General features: G+C 65.0%; 20 protein-coding genes and 2 tRNA genes. 14 read left to right on the top strand and 8 right to left on the bottom strand.

What is annotated here, in order from left to right:
* Nucleotides 1–51 precede the first annotated feature (51 nt).
* The 5 genes from lspA (at nucleotide 52) to VI08_RS15215 (ending at nucleotide 2,653) form a co-directional block, all read left to right on the top strand.
* Entirely contained in the window at nucleotides 52–552 is a 501-nt protein-coding gene (gene lspA, locus VI08_RS15235; protein ID WP_045830465.1) for a signal peptidase II, read from the top strand.
* Between the two features lie 23 nt (nucleotides 553–575).
* Complete coding sequence (gene ispH, locus VI08_RS15230) at nucleotides 576–1,517, top strand: 4-hydroxy-3-methylbut-2-enyl diphosphate reductase (protein ID WP_045830464.1); 942 nt, start codon at nucleotides 576–578, stop codon at nucleotides 1,515–1,517.
* Nucleotides 1,518–1,560: 43 nt separating this feature from the next.
* A tRNA-Thr gene (locus VI08_RS15225) sits at nucleotides 1,561–1,636 on the top strand.
* A 117-nt stretch (nucleotides 1,637–1,753) separates the two neighbouring features.
* Nucleotides 1,754–2,308, top strand: a complete 555-nt coding sequence (locus VI08_RS15220) for a GNAT family N-acetyltransferase (RefSeq protein ID WP_045830468.1) — start codon at nucleotides 1,754–1,756, stop codon at nucleotides 2,306–2,308.
* A gap of 141 nt (nucleotides 2,309–2,449) precedes the next feature.
* Nucleotides 2,450–2,653, top strand: coding sequence for a hypothetical protein (locus tag VI08_RS15215; RefSeq protein WP_157006820.1), 204 nt, complete (start codon nucleotides 2,450–2,452; stop codon nucleotides 2,651–2,653).
* A gap of 4 nt (nucleotides 2,654–2,657) precedes the next feature.
* Here VI08_RS15215 and VI08_RS15210 read toward each other — a convergent pair whose 3' ends face one another.
* Together VI08_RS15210 and VI08_RS15205 are read right to left on the bottom strand one after the other, a co-directional pair.
* Nucleotides 2,658–2,921, bottom strand: coding sequence for a hypothetical protein (locus tag VI08_RS15210; protein ID WP_045830462.1), 264 nt, complete (start codon nucleotides 2,919–2,921; stop codon nucleotides 2,658–2,660).
* 104 nt (nucleotides 2,922–3,025) lie between these two features.
* On the bottom strand, nucleotides 3,026–3,370 hold the full coding sequence (locus VI08_RS15205; RefSeq protein WP_045830461.1) for a hypothetical protein: 345 nt from the start codon (nucleotides 3,368–3,370) through the stop codon (nucleotides 3,026–3,028).
* A gap of 179 nt (nucleotides 3,371–3,549) precedes the next feature.
* On the opposite strand from VI08_RS15205, the gene pilV reads away from it, so the two are divergent.
* From pilV to VI08_RS15165, 8 genes are all read left to right on the top strand, one after another.
* Nucleotides 3,550–4,095 carry a type IV pilus modification protein PilV gene (pilV, locus tag VI08_RS21005; RefSeq protein WP_157006817.1) on the top strand — a complete coding sequence of 182 codons (546 nt, stop codon included), beginning with the start codon at nucleotides 3,550–3,552 and terminating at the stop codon, nucleotides 4,093–4,095.
* Complete coding sequence (locus tag VI08_RS15195) at nucleotides 4,092–5,453, top strand: PilW family protein (protein ID WP_045830460.1); 1,362 nt, start codon at nucleotides 4,092–4,094, stop codon at nucleotides 5,451–5,453. Before pilV ends, VI08_RS15195 begins: the two co-directional genes overlap by 4 nt.
* A gap of 14 nt (nucleotides 5,454–5,467) precedes the next feature.
* Nucleotides 5,468–6,109, top strand: a complete 642-nt coding sequence (locus tag VI08_RS15190; protein ID WP_198148967.1) for a pilus assembly PilX family protein — start codon at nucleotides 5,468–5,470, stop codon at nucleotides 6,107–6,109.
* A 9-nt stretch (nucleotides 6,110–6,118) separates the two neighbouring features.
* Complete coding sequence (locus VI08_RS15185) at nucleotides 6,119–9,979, top strand: pilus assembly protein (protein WP_084621548.1); 3,861 nt, start codon at nucleotides 6,119–6,121, stop codon at nucleotides 9,977–9,979.
* A complete protein-coding gene (locus VI08_RS15180) occupies nucleotides 9,969–10,406 on the top strand; it encodes a type IV pilin protein (protein ID WP_045830457.1) in 438 nt (145 codons plus the stop codon). The genes VI08_RS15185 and VI08_RS15180 overlap by 11 nt, the downstream gene beginning before the upstream one ends.
* A gap of 20 nt (nucleotides 10,407–10,426) precedes the next feature.
* The gene (locus VI08_RS21000; RefSeq protein ID WP_198148966.1) at nucleotides 10,427–11,044 is read left to right on the top strand and encodes a GspH/FimT family pseudopilin; all 618 of its coding nucleotides are present in this window, start codon (nucleotides 10,427–10,429) and stop codon (nucleotides 11,042–11,044) included.
* A 48-nt stretch (nucleotides 11,045–11,092) separates the two neighbouring features.
* Nucleotides 11,093–11,167, top strand: a tRNA-Val gene (locus VI08_RS15170).
* Nucleotides 11,168–11,278: 111 nt separating this feature from the next.
* The gene (locus VI08_RS15165) at nucleotides 11,279–11,608 is read left to right on the top strand and encodes a lipid-A-disaccharide synthase N-terminal domain-containing protein (RefSeq protein WP_045830456.1); all 330 of its coding nucleotides are present in this window, start codon (nucleotides 11,279–11,281) and stop codon (nucleotides 11,606–11,608) included.
* A gap of 16 nt (nucleotides 11,609–11,624) precedes the next feature.
* Here VI08_RS15165 and metH read toward each other — a convergent pair whose 3' ends face one another.
* The 3 genes from metH to VI08_RS15150 are packed head-to-tail and all read right to left on the bottom strand — an operon-like array spanning nucleotide 11,625 to nucleotide 16,340.
* Nucleotides 11,625–14,324, bottom strand: a complete 2,700-nt coding sequence (gene metH, locus VI08_RS15160; protein WP_045830455.1) for a methionine synthase — start codon at nucleotides 14,322–14,324, stop codon at nucleotides 11,625–11,627.
* Entirely contained in the window at nucleotides 14,321–15,403 is a 1,083-nt protein-coding gene (locus VI08_RS15155) for a homocysteine S-methyltransferase family protein (RefSeq protein ID WP_045830454.1), read from the bottom strand. Before VI08_RS15155 ends, metH begins: the two co-directional genes overlap by 4 nt.
* Nucleotides 15,404–15,413: 10 nt before the next feature.
* Nucleotides 15,414–16,340 carry an ArsR/SmtB family transcription factor gene (locus tag VI08_RS15150; protein WP_045830453.1) on the bottom strand — a complete coding sequence of 309 codons (927 nt, stop codon included), beginning with the start codon at nucleotides 16,338–16,340 and terminating at the stop codon, nucleotides 15,414–15,416.
* 142 nt (nucleotides 16,341–16,482) lie between these two features.
* Between VI08_RS15150 and VI08_RS15145 the strand changes: the two genes are divergently transcribed.
* Complete coding sequence (locus tag VI08_RS15145; protein ID WP_045830452.1) at nucleotides 16,483–17,643, top strand: acyl-CoA dehydrogenase family protein; 1,161 nt, start codon at nucleotides 16,483–16,485, stop codon at nucleotides 17,641–17,643.
* Nucleotides 17,644–17,736: 93 nt separating this feature from the next.
* On the opposite strand, the gene VI08_RS15140 is transcribed toward VI08_RS15145, so the two are convergent.
* The 3 genes from VI08_RS15140 to VI08_RS21425 all read right to left on the bottom strand — a co-directional run bounded on the left by VI08_RS15140 (nucleotide 17,737) and on the right by VI08_RS21425 (nucleotide 21,098).
* Entirely contained in the window at nucleotides 17,737–20,133 is a 2,397-nt protein-coding gene (locus VI08_RS15140; protein WP_045830451.1) for a TonB-dependent receptor plug domain-containing protein, read from the bottom strand.
* A gap of 396 nt (nucleotides 20,134–20,529) precedes the next feature.
* On the bottom strand, nucleotides 20,530–20,856 hold the full coding sequence (locus tag VI08_RS15135; RefSeq protein WP_045830450.1) for a BrnA antitoxin family protein: 327 nt from the start codon (nucleotides 20,854–20,856) through the stop codon (nucleotides 20,530–20,532).
* Nucleotides 20,853–21,098 carry a BrnT family toxin gene (locus VI08_RS21425; protein ID WP_084621546.1) on the bottom strand — a complete coding sequence of 82 codons (246 nt, stop codon included), beginning with the start codon at nucleotides 21,096–21,098 and terminating at the stop codon, nucleotides 20,853–20,855. The genes VI08_RS15135 and VI08_RS21425 overlap by 4 nt, the downstream gene beginning before the upstream one ends.
* Nucleotides 21,099–21,288: the final 190 nt, after the last annotated feature.

Raw genomic sequence — 21,288 nt, 5'->3', positions numbered from 1 at the left:
GCGCGCAAGCGCGCTCCCACGGGGCTCATGACCCCGCCCCTGGCTTGCTGAATGTCTGAACGACCCCGCCCCAACGCGCTTTCCTGGCTCTGGCTCACGCTGGGGCTGATCGTGGCCGACCAGCTCACCAAGTGGTGGGCGCTCACGGCGCTGCAGCCGGCGGAAACCCCGCACCCGGTCATCCCCGGCATCCTGAACTGGACGCTCACCTTCAACACGGGCGCGGCGTTCAGCTTCCTGGCCGATAGCGCTGGCTGGCAGCGCTGGTTCTTCGCCGCGCTGGCGGTGGGCATCAGCGGTGTCCTGGCCACCTGGCTGGCGCGCACGCCCCGGCGCGACTGGCGTACGGCCCTGCCGCTGGCGCTGATCATCGCCGGTGCCCTGGGCAACCTCATCGACCGCCTGCATGCCGCCAAGGTCACCGATTTCATCCAGGTGTTCCTGGGGAGCTACCCCTTCCCGGTGTTCAACGTGGCGGATTGCGCCATTTCGGTGGGGGCGGCGGGCCTCATCGTGTTCAGCCTCTTCTCGGCCACCCCGAAGAAAGCGTAACGCGGCCGTGCGATAATCCCGGCATGGATATCGTCCTTGCCAACCCCCGCGGCTTCTGCGCCGGCGTCGACCGCGCCATCGCCATCGTCGAGCGCGCGCTCGAGTCATACGGCGCGCCCATCTATGTCCGCCACGAAGTGGTCCACAACCGCTACGTGGTTGAGCGCCTGCGGGCCGATGGCGCGGTATTCGTCGAGGAGCTCGACGAGGTGCCCGATAACGCCACGGTCATCTTCAGCGCCCACGGCGTGCCCAAGGCCGTCCGCGAGGAGGCCGACCGCCGCGGGTTGCGCGTGTTCGACGCCACGTGCCCCCTGGTCACCAAGGTACACATGGAGGTCGCCCGCCTGGGCCGGGCCGGTCACGACGTGGTGCTCATCGGCCACGCCGGCCACCCCGAGGTCGAGGGCACCATGGGGCAATGGAACCCCGCCAACACCGGCAGCATCTACCTGGTGGAGTCGGTCGAGGACGTCGAGGCGCTGGTGCCGGGGCAGCCCGGCATGCTCGCCTTCGTCACCCAGACCACGCTCTCGGTCGATGACACCATCGCCATCATCAACGCGCTGCGCGCCAAGTTCACCGCCATCCAGGGCCCGCGCAAGGATGATATCTGCTACGCCACGCAGAACCGCCAGGATGCCGTGCGCCGCCTGGCCGATGCCGTCGACCTCGTGCTGGTGGTGGGCTCGGTCAACAGCTCAAATTCCAACCGCCTGCGCGAACTGGCCGAGAAGCAGGGCGTGCCTTCCTACCTCATCGATGGCGCCGAGCACATCGAAAAAGCGTGGCTCGATGGCAAGGCCCGCATCGGCGTCACCGCGGGCGCATCCGCGCCCGAGAAACTGGTGAAGGAAGTCATCGCGCGCCTGCAATCGTGGGGTGCGCAGACGGTTCGCGAGCTCGATGGCGAAGCCGAGGGCATCACCTTCGCACTGCCCAAGGAACTGCGCCTGGCGTCGTGAGGCCTTGCACAGGGGGCCCGGCTCCCCTAGAATTCCGCGTCTCGCCGGAATAGCTCAGTTGGTAGAGCGCGTCATTCGTAATGATGAGGTCGTAGGTTCGATTCCTATTTCCGGCACCACTCACTTCCCCGATTGCCGTGGCGCGTTCGTGGAAGGCATGGAAAGAACCCGCCCAGGCGGGTTTTTTTTCGCCTGGCGTTTCGCGCGGCAGGCGCCACCCGAAGGAGCGCGTGCACGTGGACAGCCATAGCCGATTCGATACCGCGCGCTTGCGCCTCGACCCCTTGCTGCCAGGCGACGCCGCCGCGCTGTTTGCTTATCGTGGCGACGACGCCGTGGCCCGTTACCAGGGCTGGAAGCCGGCCAGCGTGGCCGACGCCGAGGCCTTCATCGCAGGGCAGGGCGCGGTGCCGTTCGGTACCCCGGATGCCTGGTGCCAGCTCGCCGTGCGCGAGCTCGCCAGTGGCGCGTTGCTGGGCGACCTGGGGGTGCATTTCCCGGCCACCACCGACGATGCCATCGAGTTCGGCGTATCGCTGCGGCCGACCGCCCAGGGTAACGGCTACGCCCGCGAGGCCATGGCCGCGATGCTGGGGCAAGCGTTTGGTGCATGGGGCTACAGGCGCTGCGTCGGCTCGGTCGACCCGCGTAACGAGGCCAGTATCGCCTTGCTGCGCTCGCTCGGCTTCCGCCAGGAGGCCCATCACGTCGAGAGCTACCTTTTCCGCGGGGAATGGGTCGATGACGTCATCTACGCCATGCTGGCCAGGGAGTGGACCGGCCCGGGCTGAACGAACGCCTTGGGTTTGCCGGAAACGAGTACGACCTGCGGGAGCTGCGACACGGTTCCCGGGGGGCGACGTGTGCCTAGAATGCAGGGCAGCCGGCACGGACGGGCAGCGTCCGGCTCAGCCAACCCACGCGTGGAACCCATGGACCATCCAGTGCACCAGTACCGGGGCTACGAGATCCTGTGCAGCCTGGCCGGCTATACGGTGATGCAAGGCGGCATCGAGGTGCTGAGCATCGGCACCGCCGACGCGGGCACCGAGCTCGCCGACTGCAGCGAGGTCGACCACATGCTGCGCCACGCCGAGCAGGCGATAGACCGGCTCATCGCCGAAGCCGCCCCGTGAGCGGCTAGGCCGCGCTCGCCAGGCGTGCCATGGCAGCCGCGGTGGGCGGCGACAGGTGGGCGAGGGCGGCGGCAGGCAGGAAGCGCCAGTCGCCGAGGCGGCGGGGCAGACGGGCCGTGGGTTCAAGCTCGCGGAGGCCGCGCACGGCATCTTCGGCCGAATCGTACCGGGCCAGTTCTTCGTTATCGCGGAGCGCACGCCAGCGGTGTCCATGGCTGACGATGCGGTAGAGCGCCCCGGGGGCGGGGTGGACATATTGCGCAAGCACGGTACGGCTCCTTCGTGGCCTGCGTATTGTCGCGGGCGGCTCGTGACCGTCTTGTTATCCGGGGGCTACAGGCTGGCGTTGCGTTCAGGTGGAGCCGGCGGCCATCAGCCTGCCCTTGCCGCCATGACCCGCGCCATATTGTTCCGGACCTCGTTACAGGTCGTGGCGTGGAACTCTGTGAAGTCGCCACCGTTGCCGAGAATCTTGGTCACCACGGCCCTGCCATGCTGCAAGCCTTCGGTGTACGCGGCCGAACGCGTGGTGCCCGGCACCAGTGTGTCCAGCTTTGCCACAAAGGCTTTGATTGTCGCATCCGGGATGTCGCACCCCTGGTAAGCCATGCCCACTGCCTCGCCCGCCTCGATGGCGGTGAGATTGGGGAGAGTGACCTCCTGCGACCAAGCGGCAAGCGGGACCAGGACGGCTAGGAGGGCAGCGGTGGTGCGCATCGGTGGAGTTCCTGATCGGGACATGGCTCGAACGTGTCGCCATCGTATCGCGTAGTGCCAGCCCTCGTGGGTGTTCGGGGGCGCCGCTCGTCGGCGAATGTGCGCCGCTCGTCGGGGGGGCGTTGCGCTTGCGCGGTGCGCGGCTAACCTGCGATCACAAGCCATCCAGGGGGATCCACGTGGCCAACCTACGCTCGCGCAAGCCTCAGGCTGGCGTGTCGCTGATTGAAGTGCTTATGGCCGTACTGATCTTCAGCGTCGGCCTGATTGGCCTTGCCGGCCTCCTCATCGTATCCACGCGCTCCAACCAGGAGGCCTTCGTCCGCACGCAGGTCACCTTCCTGGCAAGCAGCATGGTCGACCGCATGCGCGCGAACCCCGTGGGCCTGTGGAGTAAGTCCTACGACGGTAGCTACCCGGCCACCATGACCAAGATCCCGGCGTGCGACGCAAGTAAGGCATGCGGGCCCGCAGACCTCGCGACGCGCGACCAGGCGATCTGGAGCTCACAGCTGCAGACGTTCCTTCCTGGCCTGGGGCCGACGTCCATTGCATGCGATACCTCTGGCGCCGGCTACGACACCTCAACGGTCGTCAATATGCGTCCACCGTACGGTGGGCGCTGCACCATGAAGATCACGTGGTCCGAGCGCGGGTATGGAAGCTCCGACGACAGGACTGACAGCGGGAGCCTGCAATCCTTTACCTGGGTGTTCGAGCCATGATCTTAGTCCGCAACCGTCACGCCGTGCTCGGCGTCACCCTGATCGAACTGATGGTCGCCATGGTACTTGGCCTCCTGGTGGCCGGCGGCATCATTACGCTGTTCCTCTCTACCTCGAATAGCAATCGCGTGCAGACGCAACTCGCCCGGTTGCAGGAGGACGGCCGCTTCGCCATTGGCCAGCTCAACGACGACCTGAGCATGGCAACAGGCCTTTACTGCAACAACACGGGCGGTATCGCGACGCAAAGCACGTCAAAGGTCTTCCTGGATGGCCTGCGTACCCCGAACGTGCTGTCCAAGAATCTTTTGGGCAACCTGTTCGAAAACACGACCACCTGGGCGACGAAGAGCGGTACGAATACGTACCCGACTGCCCCGGCGGCCGCTTTTCCGATGCCTTCGTTCCTATTCATGCGCGGCTACAACTGCACGGGATCCGGCGATTGCACCCCGATCAAGGTGCAATTCCTTGGTGGCCTTGCCAATACGGCAGGTACTAGCGTTGGTAACCGCGTCCAGGGCACTGATGTCTTGACCGTTCGTTACCTCGACTCCTCCCGCGGTTGGCGCCTCGGCTCGAACAATTTGGTGAAGACTGGCGCAGGCGGCAAGCTCACTGAGATCGACCTTGCGCCCAGCGGCAATGAGCCAGCGGTTGGCACGTTCACGGGCAAGACGGCTTTGATGGCTGACTGCTCGACGGCGCAAATCTTCGATGTGAAGGGGGCCGGTACGGCAGCGTTGACGCCCGATAGCAGCGCCAACTTCTCTCCGCCCGTGGCGCCCCAGGCGCTTTCGCCCGCGCGCGTGTTCGATTTCAAGAACGACATGCGTAATGTCACCTATTACGTCCAGATGGTGAGCGACGACGGTACGGATACAGGTGTCAAAACGGGAGCGCTCATGCGCCGCGTCAATGGGTCCACTCCTGACCAGGAACTCATTCGCGGTGTTGAACGCCTGACTTTTCGCTATGGCGTGGAAGATGCTTCGGGTGGGGTGCGGTTCCTTACGGCCGATCAGGTTGACGCCGCGACAGGCATAACATGCCCACCGACGGCGACGAACCTTACGACGACCGACCCGGGCTGCTTGTGGCGTGCCGTCAAGATGATCGAGGTTTCGCTTCTGCTCAGCAGCACGTCGGACATGGCGAACCTGACCGACGCGGAGACGGGCTTCTTCTATTCCCCGGATTCTCCCGCATCGGGCGGCACCGTGTCGGCGGCTTACCCAGTGTATCCCACGTCCGCGAGCTCGGTGCTTGCGATCAAGCCATCAGCCCAGGGCTTCGGGAATAAGCGGCTCCGTCGCCAGTTCAACGCGCTCGTGATGTTGCGTAACTACAACCCGTGATGCGGACCCATACCATGAATCACCCTTTCGATCGTCCCTCTTCCGGTTTCGCATCGCGACAGCAGGGCGTCGTCCTCGTAGTGGCACTCATCTTCCTGCTGCTCATGACGATCCTTGCCATATCGGCGTCCGGTACGTCGCTGCTCCAGCTTCGCCTCACAGGCGGCCTGCGCAGCTCGCAGCTCGCCGATTTCGGCGCAGAGTCCGCTTTGCGCGGAGCGGAATGGCGTCTCTGGACCGCGAGCAACACTAACCCCATGGCGTGCACCACTGCAGGGCCCATCTGCTACAAATACGACGCCGCCAACCCAAGCACGACCGTCGACACCTTCCGCAATTCGCCGGGTTGGGTTGATGACAGCGCGGGTGACGACAGCGGGACGGGTGGTGGCACGAAATACAGCCCCGGTACGCTAAAGACCGCGAGTGCGGACAAGACGTTCCAGCTCGCGCGCGATCCGCTTTATCTGATCGAAGACATGGGCGTGGAATTGCCGTCGGGCGCAGGATCCCAGCACGAGTCCGGGCAGTCGGCGCCGGGCTCCGGCAACACCAGCGTCGACAGCCACGTTTATCGGATCACCGCGCGTTCTACCGGCTCGAACAACAACACCGTGCGCGTGATGGAAACGACGTTCGCGGCCAAGGCCAACTAGGGGTTCGACATGAAGACCACGCTTCGCCTGGTTCCGGGCCTCGCCGCGCTCGCACTCACCCTTGCAGGAGGGTTGCCGACGCCTGCCGAAGGCGCGACGACGCCGGCGCCATCGTACCGGACGCCACTTGGCACGACGCCACCAGACCTGACGACATCGGTTGCGCCGAATATCGCGATCACGTTCGACGACTCAGGGTCCATGCAGAACTTCTACATGGGTGACACGCGCCCGTTCGATGGAAATTCATGGAGTCGCACCGACTTCGCTGGCTACGACAAGAACGGCAATGCGCAGTATACCCAGAGCTATGTCTACCCCTGGGACTGTTCGGGCGTGATCGATGAGCGTGCAGCTGCGGGAGATCCCAAGGCGCAGGCGATGAATGGCGTTTACTACAACCCGAAAATCTCGTACGTGCCGCCTTCCTACGCGGATGGCTCGACCTTCCCCGATGCGGGCGGCCCTGCGGGCAGCGATGGTACCTGGGATCTGTCGAGCGTCTGGTTGAACGGCATCGACGTGAACCGCGTGACCAACCCCGTGGCGACGAAAGCGCCCCAGGTGTTGAGCGACCGTAACAGCAATTCCGATTACAGCGACGGCCGTGTTTCCATCATCAACGGCATCGTGACGTACAAGAACAACGATACTGTCATCAACAAGGATAACCGGTGGGACTGCACCGCCCAGCAGGTAAGCCCGCTTGACGGAAAAGTCGCGGACGCCAACGGCGTCGTGGCTAACGGCGGCCCGTACTATTGGCGCTTGAAATCCAGCGTCAAGATCGCCAACGCCGATGGTTCGATCGATACGACAGCGCTTTACACCGAATCGAACTGGGAGTTTGTGGCCGTTCCGAAGGCGCAGTACAAGAACTTTGCGAACTGGTTTGCATATTACCGCACGCGTAACATGATGACGCGCACGGCCCTTTCCCGCGCCTTCGCAAAGATAGGCAATTCGGTGCGCATCGCCTGGCAGAACATGGCGAATACGCGCAGCGCGACCTCTACCACCGATCTGTCCACGCAGTTCGGCGATACTGCGCAATTGAAAGACATAGGCGACCTCAATTCATCGGTCCGCGCAGCGTTCTACGACTGGATGCTCCAGGTGGTCGGTGGCAATTCGACGCCCGCACGCGCCGCGACCATTCGCGCCGGCAATATTTTTCGTGCGCCCCTCTCGAGGGATGCGAATGACCCGTATTGGAACGGCCTGACAGCTGCTGCGGATTCGGCTGACCTGACATGCCGCAAGAATTTCCACATGCTGGTGACGGACGGGTACTGGAACGAGAATAATCCGGCCGTGCCAGCTGCGAAGTCCGATCCCAACACCGTTGGCCTCACGTCGTCCAACTCGGCGCAGGTTGCCCAGAAGCTGCCTGACACGAAGGCCTATGATCCCACCGCAAGCTACGGCAAGGTCTATGGCAACGTCTCGGGGACGATCCTCCTGTCCTCGATGGCCAATATCGCCTGGTATTTCTGGGCGACCGACCTCCAGCCCAACCTGAACAACAACGTCAAGCCCTATTGGCAGGACCTGACCTCGTCCACCACGGTAGACACTGCCAACCCTGGCGCCAACCAGGACGTTTACTTTAATTCTGTGAACGACCCGGCCACCTGGCAGCATGTGGCACAGTTCTTCGTGACGCTTGGTGTCGCGGGCACGCTGAACTATCCAGGCGACTACCAGGCGCTCGTCGCCGGCACGAAGGCTTGGCCGAAGCCGGTAAACAACGACGGGCCAGCGGTCGACGATACCTGGCATGCCGCCATCAACAGCCGTGGCGGCTTCTTTAACGCCTCTGACCCCGGTGCGCTGGTATCGAGCCTCGTTGCCATCATCAATTCGGTCGTGGCTACGTCCTCGAGCGCCGTCTCGGCGGCCCTGAACACGGGGGTGCTCAGCACCAATTCCCAGATCTATGTACCCGAGTTCACTTCAACCGACTGGACCGGCAAGGTCACCGCCTATGGCGTGACCTCGACGGGCGGCCAGGGAAGCAAGCTGTGGGAAGCAGGTGACACGCTCACCAAGCGCACGACGGCCCGCGTGATCGTCACGAGCGCGGGTCCTGGCGCTGGTAAGGGCGTGGAGTTCCAGTACACGAACCTCACATCATCGCAAAAGGCGATCATGGATGCGTCCGATCCCGACAACACCAGCACAAACCCGGATGGTAACGGCCTGAAGCGCGTCGCATGGATCCGTGGGTCACGCACCGACGAGGGCGGCCTTTTTCGCACGCGTAGTTCGCTGCTGGGCGCGATCGTCAACGGCCAGCCGCTGTACGTGAGCTATCCGTCCAGCGGCTATCGCGACTTCTATCCGCCCAGCTACGACTCTAGCGGCAAGGCGATCACGGCGCCCGAAACGAAGGCATACACGGATGACGTAAAGAAGAGTTACTCGCAATTCGTCGCGGACAATCTTTCGCGCGCACCTACGCTCTACGTGCCCGCCAATGACGGCATGTTGCATGCCTTTGACGTGACGAACGCGAACGACGGCGGCCCCGAGCGATGGGCGTACGTTCCCGATGCCGTTTACCGGAACCTCTGGTTCTTCTCGCGAAAGGACAAGCCCGCCTACTTCCCGACGGTCGATGCCACCCCGATCTCACGCGACGTTTTCTTCGGAGGTGCATGGCACACAATCCTCGTCGGCACGCTTCGTTATGGTGGCCGCGGGGTGTATGCGCTCGACATCACGAGCCCCGATCCGGGCAATGCCGCCGGTGCGGCCAAGAAAGTCCTCTGGGAATTCAACAGCGGCCTCTCGGCCGCAGCGAATCTTGGTTACACGTTTGGCCAGCCGAACGTCGGCCGCCTCTCCAATGGTCGATGGGTCGTCCTGGTGCCCGCAGGTTATTTCCCGAACGACTCGAGCGACCCGGCGTACAACGCACCGGCCGTGAAAAACGGATACAGCTCGCTTTTCGTCCTCGACGCTGAAGACGGCACGGTGATTGCTGAGTACAAGACGCCGACATCTGTTGCCAGCTGGGGTCTCGCGACACCCGTGCTCGGCGACTACGATAACGATCAGGTTGACGACGTGGCATTCGCAGGCGATCTCGCGGGCAATCTCTGGCGCTTCGACCTCACCGATCTTTCCAAGAAGACAGTGGATCTGATCTATCAGCCTGCCGCTTCGGCGACGCCGCTGAATCCGGATCAGCCCATCACGGTCATGCCACGACTGTTCCCTGATCCCACGTCGCAGTCGTTCATCGTGGTGTTCGGTACAGGTAAGTTCTTAGGGCCAGACGACCGGACGACCACGGGTGCGAAAACCCAGTCGGTGTACGGAGTGCGCGACCCCGGTCTCGGTGTGACGACAGGGCTGCCCTGGACCCGTGCGGACCTGGTGCAACAGCAGATTACGGAGGATAAGACAGGTCTCCGTGGCATTACCCAGAATGTGGCGCCGACGACTTCACAGAAGGGTGGTTGGTATTTCGACCTCAACATCAGCGGCGTGCTCGGAGAGAAGGTGGTCGTGACGCCTACCGCGCTTTTCAACACGAATCGCGCCATCATCACGACGCTCATACCGACCACCGCGGATCCCTGTGATCCGGGCCGTGCGGGCGCGGTGATGGTCGTCGACGCTGCAACGGGCGGTGCGGCTTCGGGCTTCAATGGCACCGGCTCGTTCTCGAGTGGGAAATACATAACCGCAGGCACCCGGGTTAAGAACCCACCGGCCACGGGCACGCTGCCAGCAGCCACGATGATCGGCGGTGGCCAGATCCTCGTACCTGGCGTCACCGCCACTGGCACGGGCGCGACGTTCTCGGTGGGCGCCCCGATTTGGCGCCGCCGTTCTTGGAGAATCCTCAATGACCAGTAAGCCTCGCCATGTAGGAGGCTTCACGCTCCTTGAACTCGTGGTCGTGGTCCTTATCATCGCGATCCTTTCGGTGCTCGCCATCACGTCGTATAACCGTTACGCGTTCCGCGCCCGCCGCGCGGACGCCAAGGAGCTGCTGATGCGCGTGGCGAACGCGCAGGAGCGCTACTACGCCACGTTCAACAAGTACGGTGGCGACCCGGTCACGGGGGATCTGAAACTGGGTAGCGCCACGTCGGAGCGCGGGTATTACACCGTCACCCTCTCCACGACCGATGCCACGAAGAACTACACGGCCACGGCGACGCCGGTGACGGGCCAGGCCCAACAAAAGGACGCGTGCGGCGCGCTCAGCATCGATTCCTCGGGGACGAAGCTGCCCGCCGCGTCGGATACCGCCAAGAATTCGAACGGAGCCTGCTGGTGAGCGGCGCCATGGGGGGATGCATGCGATTTCGCCGTCGCGTCGCGGGGCTGTCGATGGTCGAGCTCATGGTGGCCATCGCGGTGGCCGCCATCCTGCTGGTGGTGGCGGTACCACGCTTTCGCGATGTCATGGCGCGCGGGGACGTGGCGAAGGCCATGAACGCGCTTTCGGCCGACATGCAGTTCGCCCGGGGGCAGGCGGCCGCGCAGCACCGGTTCGTGTCGATCTGCCGCAGCACCGACGGCAAGTCGTGCAGCGAGGTGACGTCGGGCACGTTCGACTACGATGCCGGCTGGATCGTCTACTCGTACGACGTGACGACCAGTGGGGCCAACCAGGTCTACGACAAGACGAAGGGCAACATGGACATCCTGCGCTCGACCGCCAAGATCACTGGCGCCTCGCTGCGTGGCAAGGACGGGAAGCTGTTCACGTTCGACCAGACGGGCCGTTTCGTCACCACCTCCGGCCGCACCCAGCTCTCCTTCGTGGCCTGCGCCAGGACTGCCTCGGCCGATGGCAATGGCGGCACGATCGGCACCAACGTCGCCGGCAAGCAGGGTTCGCTGCTGGTGCTGGGGGCATCGGGTTCCATCACGGTCACCCCCCTGCCACTGACCTCGTCCTGCTTCCCCTGACAGGGCGTTGACGGCACCCTTGCCGCCACGTAAAATGCGCGGCTCGATGGGCGGTTAGCTCAGCGGTAGAGCACTGCCTTCACACGGCAGGTGTCACAAGTTCGATCCTTGTACCGCCCACCATCGATTCCTGGAAACCCGGCCTCGCGCCGGGTTTTCTTTTGCCCGGCCTCCCGTAAGCACCCGGCAAGCCTGCGCGCTTACACTGGGGAGACGCCCGCCCTGGACCCCGCCATGCACGACGCCCTCGCCCAACTCAGCCTGATCACCCTCACGCCCTGGAAGATCATCGGCCTGCTGGGCACGCTGCTCTTCACGGCGCGCTGGTTCGTCCAGTTCTATGCCACCAGGAAAAACAAGAAAGTCACGGTGCCCATGTCGTTCTGGTACCTGTCGGTGAGCGGCAGCGTACTCACGCTGGCGTACTTCATCTGGGGCAAGAACGACTCGGTCGGCATCATCCAGACAGCTTTCCCCATGCTGGTGTCGTTCTACAACGTGTTCGCGCACCTCAGGCACAAGAACCCCACCGAGACGGTCAAGCCGGGCGGCCCGGAAGACTGATCAAGGCCATGTAGCCTCAATCGGGGTCGTAGTCGAGGTTCGTGGCCAGCCAGCGCTCGGCCTCCTGGCGGTCCCAGCCCTTGCGCTTCGCATAGTCGTCGACCTGCTCGCGGGTGAGGCGGCCCACCACGAAGTACTGGCTGCCGGGGTGGGAGAAGTACCAGCCCGAGACCGCCGCGGTGGGGTACATGGCCATGCCCTCGGTGAGCTCCACCGTGGTGTGCTTCGTCGCATCCAGCAACGAGAACAGTGTGCGCTTCTCGGTATGCTCCGGGCACGCGGGGTAGCCGGGGGCAGGGCGTATGCCGCGGTATTTCTCGTCGATGAGCGCTTCGTTGTCGAGCGCCTCGTCCGGCTCGTAGCCCCAGTACTCCTTGCGGACGCGCTCGTGCATGCGCTCGGCGAAGGCCTCGGCCAGGCGGTCGGCGAGGGCCTTGAGCAGGATCGATGAGTAGTCGTCGTGCTGCGCCTCGAAGCGCGCCACGTGGGCGTCGATGCCGATGCCTGCCGTGACGGCGAAGCCGCCTACCCAGTCCTGCACGCCGCTGTCCTTCGGCGCCACGAAATCGGCCAGGCAGAAGTCGGGGCGCTCGACCGGTTTATCCGCCTGCTGGCGCAGGTGGTGTAGGGTGGCCAGGGGCTTGCGCTTGCCCGTGCCCTCGTCCGCATAGACCTCGATATCGTCGCCGACCTGGGCGGCGGGCCAGAAGCCGATCACGCCCTTGGCGGTAAGCCATTTCTCGGCGATGAGCTTGTCGAGCATGGCCTGGGCATCGTTGTAGAGCTCCGTCGCCTGCGGCCCCACGATGTCGTCGGTGAGGATCGCCGGGAACTTGCCGGCCAGCTCCCACGCGTTGAAGAACGGCGACCAGTCGATGTAGCGGCGCAGTTCGGCAAGGTCGTAGTCACCGAAAACGGTGATGCCGGGGTTGTTGGGGGCAGGCGGCGCGTAGGCCTCCCATTGGCCGTTGAAACGCTGCGCGCGGGCCTTGCCGAGCGCTACCAGGCTCTTGCCGGTGCCGCGCCCACGGTGGCGCTCGCGCACCTCGGCGTACTCCGAGCGCACCTTGGCCATGAAGTCGTCGACGAGCTCCTTGCTCACCAGCGACTGCGCCACGCCCACGGCGCGCGAGGCATCCTTCACCCACACGGTGGGCGACTTGTAATGGGGCTCGATGCGTAGCGCGGTATGCGCTCGCGAGGTGGTGGCACCGCCGATGAGCAGGGGTACCTGGAAATCCTGGCGCTGCATCTCGCGCGCCACCTGGCTCATTTCCTCGAGCGATGGCGTGATGAGGCCGGAGAGGCCGATGATGTCCGCGTTTTCGGCACGCGCCGTGTCGAGGATCTTCTGCGTCGGCACCATCACGCCGAGGTCGATCACCTCGAAGTTGTTGCACTGGAGCACCACGCCGACGATGTTCTTGCCGATGTCGTGGACATCCCCCTTGACCGTGGCCAGCACGATCTTGCCATTGCTGCGTGCAGCCTGGCCGGAGAGCTTCTTCTCTTCCTCGATGAAAGGGATGAGGTGCGCCACCGCCTTCTTCATCACGCGGGCAGATTTCACCACCTGCGGCAGGAACATCTTGCCGGCGCCAAACAGGTCGCCCACGACATTCATGCCCGCCATCAGCGGGCCTTCGATGACATCGAGCGGGCGCCTGGCCAACTGGCGGGCTTCCTCGGTGTCTTCGACCACGTATTGGTCGATGCCGTGCACCAAGGCATGGCTGAGGCGCTCCTGGACGCCTTTTTCGCGCCAAGCCGCGGATTCGACGGTGGCGCCACCCTTGCCGCCCTTGTATTTGTCGGCGACCTCGAGCAGGCGTTCGGTGGCGTCGGCACGGCGGTTCAGCACCACGTCCTCGACCCGTTCGCGCAGCTCGTCGGGCAGGTCGTCGTAGATCGCCAGCGCGCCGGCATTGACGATGCCCATGTCCATGCCCGCGGCGATCGCGTGGTAGAGGAACACCGAGTGGATGGCCTCGCGAACGGGGTTGTTGCCGCGGAACGAGAACGAGACGTTGGAGACGCCGCCGGAGATGTGTGATGCGGGGAAGCGCTTCTTCAGCTCGCGCGTGGCTTCGATGAAGTCCACGGCGTAGTTGTTGTGCTCTTCGATGCCCGTGGCGATCGCGAAGATGTTGGGGTCGAAGATGATGTCCTCGGGCGGGAACCCGATGCCATCGACGAGCAGCTCATAGGCACGCGAGCAGATCTCGACCTTGCGCGCCTTCGTGTCGGCCTGGCCTGCCTCGTCGAACGCCATCACCACCACGGCCGCGCCATACTGGCGCACCTTGCGCGCGTGCTCGAGGAACAGTGCCTCGCCTTCCTTCATCGAGATGGAATTGACGATGCCCTTGCCCTGCATGCAGCGCAGGCCGGCTTCGATCACGCTCCACTTCGATGAGTCGACCATGATGGGTACGCGGGCGATGTCGGGCTCGCTGGAGATCAGGTTCACGAAGCGCGTCATGGCGGCTTCGGAATCGATCAGGCCCTCGTCCATGTTGATGTCGATGATCTGCGCGCCGTTCTCCACCTGCTGGCGCGCGACATCGACGGCTTCCTCGTAGCGGCCCTCTTTCACCAGCTTGCGGAATTGCGCCGAGCCAGTGACGTTGGTGCGCTCGCCCACGTTGATGAAGTTCAGGTCCGGCGTGAGGACCAGCGGCTCGAGGCCGGAGAGGCGGGTATAGCGGATGCTCATGCGGCTTCGGCGGCGCTCTGGGGTGCGCGGGGCGCGTAGGGTGCCACGGCCGCGGCGATGGCCGCGATGTGGGCGGGCGTGGTGCCACAACAGCCACCGACGATATTGATGAGGCCGTCGGCGGCGAAGCTGCGGATGGTGGCGGCCATGGTCTCCGGGGTCTCGTCGTATTCGCCAAAGGCGTTGGGCAGGCCGGCGTTGGGGTGGGTGCTGACGGCGGCGTTGGCGATACGGGCCAGCATGGCCACGTGGGGGCGCAGGTCTTCGGCGCCCAGGGCGCAGTTGAGGCCCACCGACAGGGGCTCGATGTGTTCCACCGAATAGAAGAAGGCCTCGGCGGTCTGGCCTGAAAGCGTGCGCCCGGACCGGTCGGTGATCGTGCCCGAGATCATCACCGGCACGCGGGCACCCAGTTCGTCGAAGAGCTCCGACAACGCGAAGAGCGCCGCCTTGGCGTTGAGCGTGTCGAAGATGGTTTCCACCATGATCGTATCCGCGCCGCCTTCGATGAGCGCGCGGGCCGACTCGATGTAATTGGCCTTGAGGGCTTCGAAATCGATGTTGCGGAACCCCGGGTCGTTCACGTCGGGGGAGATGGAGGCCGTGCGGCTCGTGGGGCCAAGCACACCGATGACAAAGCGCGGCTTGTCGGGCGTCTCGAGCGTCATCTCGTCGCAGGCTTCGCGGGCCAGGCGCGCGCCTTCGCGGTTGAGCTCGGGCACGAGGTGCTCGAGGTGGTAGTCGGCCTGGCTCACCCGCGTGGCGTTGAACGTGTTGGTCTCGACGAAATCCGCGCCTGCCTCGAGGTAGGCGCGGTGCACGCCCTTGATGATGGCGGGCTGGGTAAGCAACAGCAGGTCGTTGTTGCCCTTGAGGTCACACTCGCCCGGGTGGTCGTGGCCGTGGTCGTGCGCGCTGTCGTGGCCCGCGGCGAAACGCTCGCCACGGTATCCGCTCTCGTCGAGCCGGTGGCCCTGCAGCATGGTGCCCATGCCGCCGTCGAGGATCATGATGCGCTCGGCGAGGCCCTTCTGGATCAGGGCGACGCGGTCGGGATGGAGCCAGGGAAGGCTGCTCATGGTGTGCTCCTCAGGCCTTGCGGGCCAGCAGGCTGATGACTTCGAAATGCGGGGCGCGGCGTTCGCGGCTCAGGCGGTCGCAGCTCACCACGTCCAGGCCGGCATCGCGCGCCATGGCCGAGAGGCCGTCGCAGCTGAAGCCCAGGTTGCGGTGGTCGAAGGGTTCGACCACCGCGCGGTGGTCGTGCTCGCCCAGGGTCACCGCCAGGACGCGGCCACCGGGCTTCAAAACCCCGGCTACCTGGGTGAACACCTCGGCGGGGCGCTCGGCGTAGGTGAGCGCGTGCATCATCAGCACGAGGTCGAAGCGGCGCCCGCCCACGTCGAGGCGGTGCATGTCGCCCTGGCGCACCTCCACGTTGGGGAAATGCGCCAGCCGCTGGCGGGCCGCCTCCACCACGCGATCAGAGCTATCCACGCACAGGATCGCGTGCGCGTGGGGGGCAAGCAGCTCGGCCGTGACGCCATCGCCCGAGGCGATGTCGAGGACGTCGCCCGTGCCCAGGAGCTGCAGCAGGGAGCGCGCAAGGGTCTCCCATGTGCGGCCCGGTGAGTAGTGGCGCTCCATGTCGCCGGCGACCGTATCGGCCCACCCCTCGTTGCTGGCGCGTTGGGCCAGTACGGCAGGCAGGCGCTCCGCATCCTCGCGCAGCAGGGCATCGCTCAGCGTATCGCGCAGCGACGCCACCAGCGCCACGAGGGTGGGGTCGGCCTCCGCGTTGGCACGGTAATAGGCCGAGACGCCGGCGCGACGGTCGCGGACCAGCTCGGCTTCCTTCAGCTTCGCCAGGTGCGTGGAAACGCGCGGCTGGGCCAGGTGCAATACGGCGGCCAGCTCGGCCACGGTCAGTTCTTCGCGGTCCAGCAGCGCCAGGAGGCGCACGCGGGTCGGGTCGGCCAACAGCCGCAACACGGTCGAGGCGGTCGACAGATCCATCCAACATCCTTTTATCGCGATACAGAGATACCAAGGATGGGGCCGGGCGCGCCGCAGGTCAAGTTCGCATGTTGCGGTGCAGGGCGGCAAAGCGTCGAACGGCCGTTAGAATGGGGGGCTAGCTCCCCCAGAGAACATACCCATGGATTTCCGCTTTACCGACGACCAGCTGTCGATCCAGTCCATCGCGCGTGATTTCGCCCAGAAGCGCATCGCGCCCGTGGCCGCCGAGCTCGATGCCAGGGGCGAATTCCCGCTCGAGAACATCCAGGAAATGGGGCAGCTGGGCCTGATGGGCATCGAGGTGCCCGAAGAGTACGGCGGCGCCGGCATGGATCCGGTCGCCTACGTGCTGGCCATGGTCGAGATCGCCGCGGCCGATGCCGCCACCTCGACCATCATGTCGGTGAACAACTCGCTGTTCTGCAACGGCATCCTGAAGAATGGCACCGAAGAGCAGAAGCAGAAGTATGTCCGCGCCATCGCCTCGGGCGAGGCCATCGGCGCCTATGCGCTCACCGAACCACAGTCGGGTTCCGATGCCTCCAACATGCATACGCGCGCGGTGAAGAACGCCGACGGCGACTGGGTCATCAACGGCAAGAAGAGCTGGATCACCTCCGGCCCAGTGGCGCGCTACATCGTGCTGTTCGCCGTCACCACCCCGGGCATCGGCGCCAAGGGGGTCTCGGCCTTCATCATCGACACCAAGCGCCCGGGTTTCATGGCCGGCAAGACCGAGCCGAAGCTCGGCATCCGCGCCTCGGCCACGTGCGAGATCGAGTTCCACGACTACATCTGCCCGAAGGAAGACCTGCTGGGCGCCGAGGGCAAGGGCTTCGGCATCGCCATGGGCGTGCTCGACGCCGGCCGCATCGGCATCGCCTCGCAGGCCGTGGGCATCGCCCGCGCCGCCTACGAGGCCACGCTGCAGTGGTCGCGCGATCGCAAAGCCTTTGGTACGCCGATCGGCACGTTCCAGATGACCCAGGCCAAGATCGCGGACATGAAGTGCAAGCTGGATTCCGCGCTGCTGCTCACGCTCCGCGCCGCGTGGACGAAGGGCCAGGTGGAGAAGACCGGCGGCCGCTTCGGCACCGAGGCCTCGATGGCCAAGCTGGTCGCTTCCGAGGCGGCCATGTGGATCACCCACCAGGCCGTGCAGATCCACGGTGGCATGGGCTATTCGAAGGAAATGCCGCTCGAGCGCTATTTCCGCGACGCGAAGATCACCGAGATTTACGAGGGCACGAGCGAAATCCAGCGCCTGGTGATCGCGCGTGCGGAGACGGGGCTGCGTTAAGCGCCGGTCCCCATGGTGTAGGAGCGCGCTTGCGCGCGATGGTGCTTGCCGAACGCGCATCGCGCGCAAGCGCGCTCCTGCAGTCAGCACGTGTCACCAGCGATACGCAACCCGCGTATAGAGATAACGGCCGCTGTAGCCGAACGGTGAGTAATCGGGGTAGGGCCACGTGCCGCCCACCGCGCCATCGCTGCCGGCCTTGTACTTCTGCGGGTACACGTTGGTGAGGTTGTCGACGCCGGCGGTAAACGTCCAGCTGTCGACCTTGTAGCTGGCGGAAAGATCGAGCAGCCAGCGCGATGGGAATGTCTGGTCGTACCCCGGATTGCTGATCGGGTCCTGGTTCTGCCGGAACTGCCCGTAGCGCGTCAGCGTGCCGTGGAAGGCCCAGTCACCCAGCGAATAGTCCGAGCCCAGCGCGATCTTGTCGCGCGGCGCGCCGTCGGTGATGTATCCCTGTGCGATGTGCCCGACGCGCACCAGCTCAAGCCCGTTTTGCGCAAGCTGCGGCGGATTGGCGGCCACCGACAGGATCGAGGTGTGGTTGCGGTTGTACGCTGCCGTGAACTGCCATAGCCCCGCGTTGCCCAGGTCGAGCCGGTAACCGCCGCTGAGGTCGACGCCGCGCGTGCGGGTCTTCAGCGCGTTGGTGAAGTAGCTGCCGCCCTGGATGTTCGCGTAGCCCTGGCTGGTGAGGTAAGCCTGCACATCGTCGCCCACGAGGTTCTCGGACGGGACGACGCGGTTGCCGATGGTGATCTGGTATACGTCAAGCGAGAAGGTCCAGTCACCGGGCAGGTACGTGGCGCCGAGCGTGTAGTTGTGCGACTTCTCCGCCTTCAGCGGTTCGGCGCCGAGCGCGCGGGCCACGGCGTCGGTGACGGCGAAGTTGCGTATCTGCGTGGGTACGCCGCCAATGACGTTGGTCGACGTGGTGGTGTAGAACTGCTGGGCGAGCGAGGGCGCACGAAACCCCGTGCCGGCCGTGCCGCGCAGCGCAAAGGTGTCGGTGAAGTCGTAGCGGGCAGAGAGGGTGCCCGAGGTGGTCTTGCCGAAGTCAGTGTAGTCCTCGTGGCGTACGGCCAGCGAGCCGCTCAGCTTGTCGGTGAGCTGGTTCTCCAGGCTGATGTACTCCGCCACGTCGTGGCGCGAGTGGTAGCCCGCGTCGGCCGGCTGGAATCCCGGGAACCCCTGCGATCCCGTGCCGAAATATGACGCGGCATCGCCCGCTTCGATGCCGTAGCGCTGGTAGAGGTATTCGACACCGAACGCCAGCGTCACGGGGTTCTGCAGCCAGCCGACGGAAAGGTCCTTCGCGACATCCACGTCGAAAGCCTTCTGCGTTGCGATGAGGCGGCCCGCATTGAAGCTCGTGGGGCTCGCCGCGCCAAGGTCGACGTTGAGCGTGTGGGTGGGGTCGATGCTGACGTGGTTGCGGCCATAATTGCCGCTGATGTCCCAGCGCCAGCCACTGCCGGTCGTACCGCGCACGCCCGCGACCAGCGCGCTGTCGACCGACTGCACGTCGTTCAATGGCAGGAACCCGTTGGGATAGATCGATGGCACGTTGCGTGCACTGTCGTACGCGCGGAACAGGGCAGGCGACGTACCTTCACGGCTGCTGGTGCTGGCGAACGCGTAGAAGTCGATGTCCTTGGCCAGTGCGTACTGCACGTTGAGTAGCGCCTGGTGGTTCGTGATGTCCGGCTCGCCGATGCGCTGCGTCCGCTCACCATAGACAGGCGAGGCAGGATCGCGATAATCGCGGCCGCCGCGGTTGGTCGCATCGGCGTGGCCATCGACGACGCTCAGCCGGGCCCAGCCCTTGTCGCCGCCCAGTGGCACCCCGAGGCTGGCCTCGCCCTGCCATTGCTTGCCGTCGCCGGCGGAGTAGCGCCCGGCGGTGATGCTTGCCTCGTTGCCGCCGGGCTTCGCCGCGCCCTTCAGCACCACGTTGATGACGCCGGCGATGGCGTCGGAGCCGTACTGCGCGGACGCGCCGTCGCGCAGCACTTCGATGTGGTCGACAGCGGAGATGGGAATCGAGTTCAGGTCGGCTGGCGCGGAGCCGCGACCCAGCGCGCCCTGCAGGTTGAGCAGGGCCGTGGTGTGCCAGCGCTTGCCGTTCACAAGCACCAGGGTTTGGTCGGGCGACAGGCCGCGCAGCGCCGCGGGCCGAACGATGCCGGAGCCGTCGTTGCCGGGAGCCCGGGGAAAGTTCAACGACGGGATGAGCCGCGAGAGCACGGCGCCGAGCTGGGTATCGCCGACCGATTGCAGGTCCTTCGCCGACACGATGTCGATGGGCGACAAGGAGCTCTCCTGGCTGCGATTCACCGAGCGGGTGCCCGTGACCACGACCGAGTCGAGCTGCGTGGGGGCTTTGCCCTGCGCGTCGATACCGGCGTCCTGGGCGGTGGCCGCCGTCGAGGCGAGGAGGGTGGCGATGAGCGCGGACAGCACGAGGCGCCGCGGAACAACGTGAGGCATGGGGCTGGATCCTGAGTGGGTGAGCGGAACGGCAATGCGTCGCCCTTCGCGGAATGCGCGCGAAGAACGATGGCCCCACCGTGCTGGCGGAGGCTTGTAAAACGGGGAGTGATGGCGTGGAAGGGCGGCTATTAGCCGCCGATCGCGCGCAAGCGCGCTCCTACAGGGGGAGCGGGGTGGCGGGGGTTAGCCGCGACAACAGGGCGTGCGGCGACAACAGCACGCGGCGACCACGGGGTGGGTCGGCGGGAAAGGCGTGTTGTGGTGGCGCAGCGGGGTCGTGGTCACGGAAGCCTCGTGTGGTGGCCCGGTGAGACGTCTGGACGTCCAGATCGCGATCCATGCTGTGGCAAGGCGGCGGTGCTGTCAACCACGTAGCCTCGTTGCCAATGCACCCTAACGCCTGGGGGGCGGTGCGAGATGGGCCTTCATGTACTCGCGGAGCACCTCGTTGATTCGCGTCTGGTACCGCTTGCCCGTGCCGCGGAAAAAGTCGAGCACGTCCCTGTCGATGCGAAGCGTGACCTGCTGTTTGTTCTCCAGCGAACGCAGTGGGCCCGGCATGTGCCAGGTGTCATCGACGGCCTGCGGAGGGATGTCGGTGAAATCGACAGGCCGGCTTTTGAGCGCCTCGAGACGAGCCACTTCCTCCGGCGTCAGTTCCCTCGCGTTATCCGGATCGAACGAATAGCGAACGGTTTTTCCAGTATCGGATGGCTTCATGGCGTGTTGCTTCCCGGGCTGATATGAGGCGGATGGCATCGTCTCGAACGGTACACGACGAACAATGGCGTACCCCTCAGCGAGGCGATCATGATGAACCGGTCTTCGCCGTGATCGCCATGGTCCAGCCGTTCGCACCGCCACGGGTCGCGAAATGCCTCCGGCACCTCGGTAAACCCGATGCCGTGCTTGCGGGCATTCGCCGAGGCTTTCGCCTCGTTCCACTCAAAGACGAGGCACATCGTCGTCGCACCGACAAATGTAACTACAAATGAAGGGTGTTCGCAATGGGGAGTGTGTGAGCGTTGCCATCCGTCGATCGGCCGTAGGTAAGGTCTACGGAGGATCGCGAGGCGTCACGACGCCGTCTGTCGGCGAGCGCCGATCAGTCAAGTAGGCAAGACCCCGAAAAAAAAGGTTCTTCGCGGATTA

The organism is Luteibacter yeojuensis, from assembly GCF_000964085.1.
GTDB lineage: Bacteria > Pseudomonadota > Gammaproteobacteria > Xanthomonadales > Rhodanobacteraceae > Luteibacter > Luteibacter yeojuensis_A.
Note: the sequence above shows the minus strand (reverse complement) of the source record. Positions and strands in the feature narration are given on the sequence as shown.